Annotated in this window: 4 protein-coding genes; 3 read left to right on the top strand and 1 reads right to left on the bottom strand. The window is 63.4% G+C overall.

Annotation, left to right across the window (positions count from 1 at the left end; all coding sequences use genetic code 11):
* Positions 1–171 precede the first annotated feature (171 nt).
* Positions 172–852, bottom strand: a complete 681-nt coding sequence (locus tag WCJ41_RS20220; RefSeq protein ID WP_336907642.1) for a GntR family transcriptional regulator — start codon at positions 850–852, stop codon at positions 172–174.
* A 145-nt stretch (positions 853–997) separates the two neighbouring features.
* On the opposite strand from WCJ41_RS20220, the gene WCJ41_RS20225 reads away from it, so the two are divergent.
* The 3 genes from WCJ41_RS20225 to WCJ41_RS20235 all read left to right on the top strand — a co-directional run.
* Positions 998–2,128, top strand: a complete 1,131-nt coding sequence (locus WCJ41_RS20225) for a sugar ABC transporter substrate-binding protein (RefSeq protein ID WP_336907643.1) — start codon at positions 998–1,000, stop codon at positions 2,126–2,128.
* Between the two features lie 75 nt (positions 2,129–2,203).
* Positions 2,204–3,745 (top strand): sugar ABC transporter ATP-binding protein, encoded by a 1,542-nt coding sequence (locus tag WCJ41_RS20230; protein WP_336907644.1) that lies wholly within the window; start codon positions 2,204–2,206, stop codon positions 3,743–3,745.
* Positions 3,742–4,475, top strand: a 734-nt coding sequence (locus tag WCJ41_RS20235; RefSeq protein ID WP_336907645.1) for an ABC transporter permease, incomplete at its 3' end; no start/stop codon positions are given. The genes WCJ41_RS20230 and WCJ41_RS20235, both read left to right, overlap by 4 nt.

Consider the following 4,475-nt stretch of genomic DNA (forward strand, 5'->3'; position numbering starts at 1 on the left):
GGAAATCGCACAGACCGATAACATCAACGCCTTCTATGTCAGCCGGTTCTGCGCACGACGCTGTTGTGGCCGGAGGCCGTAGAGGCCATACTGGCATGGCGACGGCCGGAGGGGGCTAAAGATGGCGAGGGCGACACAGCCTTTCTTGCTAGAGTGGTATGCGCAAACAACTCAATCAACAAGTTTCATTAACAGATGATAGGCGGCGTCAATATCCGCACGGATAGCCCTTTCTACCCCCGCTTCATCTTTCTGTTCGAGGGCTCTTACCATCATGCTATGCTGCATGTTAGCAGACGAATAGTTTCCTTCTCCATGAAGTAGGCTGAAATACGGACTTATCTGCAGCCAGAGCGTCTCAATGACTGAGAGCAAAACTTCCGACCGCGCTCCTTTATAGAGTGAAAAGTGAAACGCACGGTTTGCCCGGAGGTAGGAATGCACATCCTCGGCAGCATTGGCGGTTTCGAGCCTCTGGCATTCCCTACGGAGCGAGTTGAGTTCAGCTGGCTCGATGTTGCGACAAGCCCAGACAGCGGCAAGCGATTCGATTTCCAGGCGCACCTTGCGAAGGTCCTCGAGCGCACTGCGGTTTAGCCGCGGAATGCCGATCGAGCGCCCTGAAACCACCGTGAGCGCCTTGGCGGCAAGCAGCCGCTTCAGTGCCTCACGCACTGGCATGTGACTGACGCCGAAGGTTTCCGCAAGTGACTGGATGGTCACCAGTTGGCCAGGCTCGATCTCGCCGTCCAAGATCATGTCGCACAGCCGGCGGTGGACCCGGTCCTGCATCGTATCCCGGGAAATCGGCGTGGCTACGCGGCTTGGCTTATTGTTCATGGTGAGCGTCATGGTTGCCCTATCCCATGCCGAGACTGCATCAGTCGAGCCTTTCGCACAAGGCTCTTGATCTTTGATCAATTCGTGCTGAATATGCTTTCTCCGTCTTGACATAACGAGCGGAGTGCATTGGCACCAACACATGGGAGGTACAGCCATGAATTTAGCGACCAGGTTGAAAAGATTTGCGCTCGGCACCGCGCTGGCAGCAGGCCTGCTGAGCGGTGTGACAGCTGCCGACGCCGCCGAAAAATACAAGATTTTCCTCAGCATGAGCTACATCGGCAATGACTGGCAGGCGGAAGCGGCCAACATGATCAAGGCCATGGCCGCCCACAAGAGCTTCGCCGACAAGGTGGACCTGCAGGTGCAGGTGGCCGGGCCCAATGCCCAGCGCCAGATCCAGCAGATCAACGCCATGGTGCAGGCCGGTGCCGATGCGATCGTGATCTATCCGATCTCGCCCACCGCGCTAAACCAGGTCATCAAGAACGCCTGCGACAAGGGCGTGAAGATCTTCGCCTATGACGGCGATATCAGCGAGCCCTGCGCGCACAACATCTCGATCGACCAGGAAGAGGCGGGCCGCGTCACCGCCGAATGGCTGGCGAAGAAGCTGAACGGCAAGGGCAACATCGTCGTGCTGACGGGCGTGCCCGGCACCTCCGTCGACCAGCTGCGCACCAAGGCCGCGAAGGACGTCTTCGCCAAGTATCCGGATATCAAGATCGTGGCCGAAGGCGTCGGCATGTGGAGCCAGGCGGTGACCCGCACCGAGCTCTCCAAGATCACTGCCACCCAGAGCTGGGACCAGATCGATGGTCTGTGGCTGCAGGTCGGCTGCTACACCGCCAATGCCATGCAGCTCGAGGCCGGCAAGAAGCCGGAAGAGCTGAAGCCCTGCGCCGGTGAAGGCTCCAACGGCGGCCGCATCCAGATGCTGCCGATCGGAACCGAGGTCGAAGGTGCGGCCTCTCCCTATGCGCCGCTGGGCGCTCCGCGCATCTCCTACGCTTCCCCCCCCTACTCCGGCGCGCTCGCGCTGAAGCTGGCCGTGCAGGCGCTCGAGGGCAAGGAAGTCCCGATGCGCGTGACCCTGCCGCTGCCGATCGTCACCAGCGAGACGATCAAGCTCTGCAACGAAGGCACATGGGACGAGATGAAGGCCGGCTGCAACGCCTTCCTGCCCTCGCTCGTGTCGAACCCCGGCTGGTTCGCCTCGATCTTCTCCGAGGAGACCCCCGAGATCGGCCTGAACGCCGCGCTCGTCGGCCAGCCTGAGCCCTGATCCAAGAATAGCCGGCAGGGCCACGGCATCCGCCGCCCTGCCGGACCTTTCGTAATGCACGCCGGACCTGATGGCATGAGCCCTGATCACACCCCCACCGCTATCAGCGTCAAAGGCATCCGCAAGGCCTTCGGGCCTACCGTTGCCGTAGATGACGTGTCATTCGACATCCGCCCAGGCAGCGTGCACGCGCTGCTCGGTGAAAATGGTGCCGGCAAGTCGACGCTGGTCAAGCTTCTCTCCGGCCTGATGCTGCCCGACAGCGGTTCGATCGAGGTGGAAGGCCGGTCCGTAACCCTCGGTTCGCCGCGTGCCTCGCACCGCTGCGGCATCCAGACCGCTTTCCAGGAGATGACGCTGATCCGCGATCTCTCCGTGCTCGACAACATGATGCTGCCCTATGCGCCCTTGGGCGTGACGGGCATGATCCGCCGCCGCAGCGCGCGCGCCGCCATCGACCGCCACCTCGAAGAGCTGGGCTTTTACGTCGACCTAGACGAGGAGGTCGGCCGCCTCGACCTCGCCCTGCAGCAGAAGATCGAGATCGCCCGCGCGATCTATCGCGAACCCCGCATCCTGCTTCTCGACGAGCCGACCTCGACGCTCTCGGGCGAGGACGTCGACTGGCTGGGCGGGCTGATCGCAAGGCTGAAGGCCGCCGGCAAGACCATCGTCTTCATCTCGCACCGCATGCGCGAGGTCCGCGCCTTCTGCGATACGCTGACCATCCTGCGCAACGGACGCCACATCCTCACCACCGGTGTCGACCAGATCTCGGACTCGGACGTGATCGAGAAGATCGTCGGGCGCAGCATCTCCCAGACGTTCCCGCCCCGCCCCAAGGACCGTTCGAGCTTCGGCGCCCCGGTTCTCGCGGCGCGCAGCCTCAGGGCCGGCAACAAGCTGGAGGACGTCTCTTTCGACCTGCACAAGGGCGAGATCCTCGGCATCGCGAGCCTGCAGGGCATGGGACAGCTCGACCTCTTCCTCGCCTGCTTCGGCATGACGGAGGTGAAGTCGGGCGACATCCTCGTCGATGGCCGCAAGACCGCCATCACTTCACCCGTCGATGCGATGACGGCGGGCGTCTCGATGGGCCTCGTGCCTGAGGACCGCAAGACGGAGGGTCTGTTCCTCAAGCTCGACGGCCGCACCAACGCCTCGCTTCCCGTCATCAGCCGCTTCGCGCCACGCGGGCTGATCCGCATTGAGGAAGAAGAAGCCGCCGTCCGGCGGGCCTTCGCCACGGTCGAGGTCAATGAGCGCGCGCTGTGGACAAGGGCCGGCGCCTTCTCCGGCGGCAACCAGCAGAAGATCGCCATCTCGAAATGGCTGGTGGCGCAGAGCCGCATCCTGCTGCTGTTCGATCCCACGCGCGGCATCGACGTGGGCACCAAGCATGAACTCTATGTGATGATGCGCAACTTCGCCAATGCCGGAGGCTCCATCCTCTTCCATTCGACCGAGGTGCCCGAACTGGTGCATCTGTGCGACCGAGTGCTGGTTCTCTATGCCGGCCGCGTGGCCGCCGAGATCGGCAGCGAGAAGCTGAGCGAAAGCGCCATCATGCGCCCGGCACTGGGCCATGACCACCACGGCGAGGGGCAGGCCGCATGAATGACGCCTCCGTTCCCTGGGTCCGCCGCGCACTGGCCGCCAACAGCGGCGTGCTGATCGCAGCACTCGTCTTCGCCGTGCTGCTCGGCACCGTCGCCGGCATTAACACCGGCCCCCTCACCTATTTCGACATCTCCTTCATGTCGAGCGGCGGCGCCACCTCGGCCCTGGCGGCGATCGGGCAGACCATTGTCATCCTGTCGGGCGGCTTCGACCTGTCGGCAGGTGCGGTGATCTCGCTCGTCAACGTCTTCCTCGCGCAGAGCATGGACCCCGCCAACATGGAGGCGAGCGTCCTGCTGTGGAGCCTCGCGGGCATCGGCATCGGCATGCTGTGCGGCGCCTTCAACGGCATCTTCATCGCCTTCCTCCGGCTGCAGCCGATCGTCGTCACACTCTCCACCATGTTCATCATTCAGGGCGTGACACTGCTGTTGATGGACAAGCCGGGCGGCTTCGTCTCGCCCTCCATCGGCGCCTTCTACATGGGCGATGCGATTCCGGGCTGGATTCCCATGCCGCTCGTCGTCGTCGGAGGCGTGCTGCTCGCCTGGGCCTGGCTGAAGCGCACCCGCCTTGGCACCGCCATCTACGCCGTCGGCAGCGACCCTGATGCAGCGGCAGCCGTCGGCGTGCGCGTGCCGTTCGTGCGCTTCCTCGTCTATGTGATCGCGGGCGGCTGCTACGGCCTGGCCGGCGTCTTCATCAGCGCGCAGACGGGCAGCGGCGA

The sequence above is a fragment of the Aestuariivirga sp. genome (assembly GCF_037139295.1).
Lineage (GTDB): Bacteria > Pseudomonadota > Alphaproteobacteria > Rhizobiales > Aestuariivirgaceae > Aestuariivirga.

What these genes read in the sequence shown, in the direction of transcription:
- WCJ41_RS20220 (WP_336907642.1), bottom strand. Translation starts at nt 852, where the DNA reads ATGACGCTCACCATGAACAATAAGCCAAGCCGCGTAGCCACGCCGATT.
- WCJ41_RS20225 (WP_336907643.1), top strand. Translation starts at nt 998, where the DNA reads ATGAATTTAGCGACCAGGTTGAAAAGATTTGCGCTCGGCACCGCGCTG.
- WCJ41_RS20230 (WP_336907644.1), top strand. Translation starts at nt 2,204, where the DNA reads ATGAGCCCTGATCACACCCCCACCGCTATCAGCGTCAAAGGCATCCGC.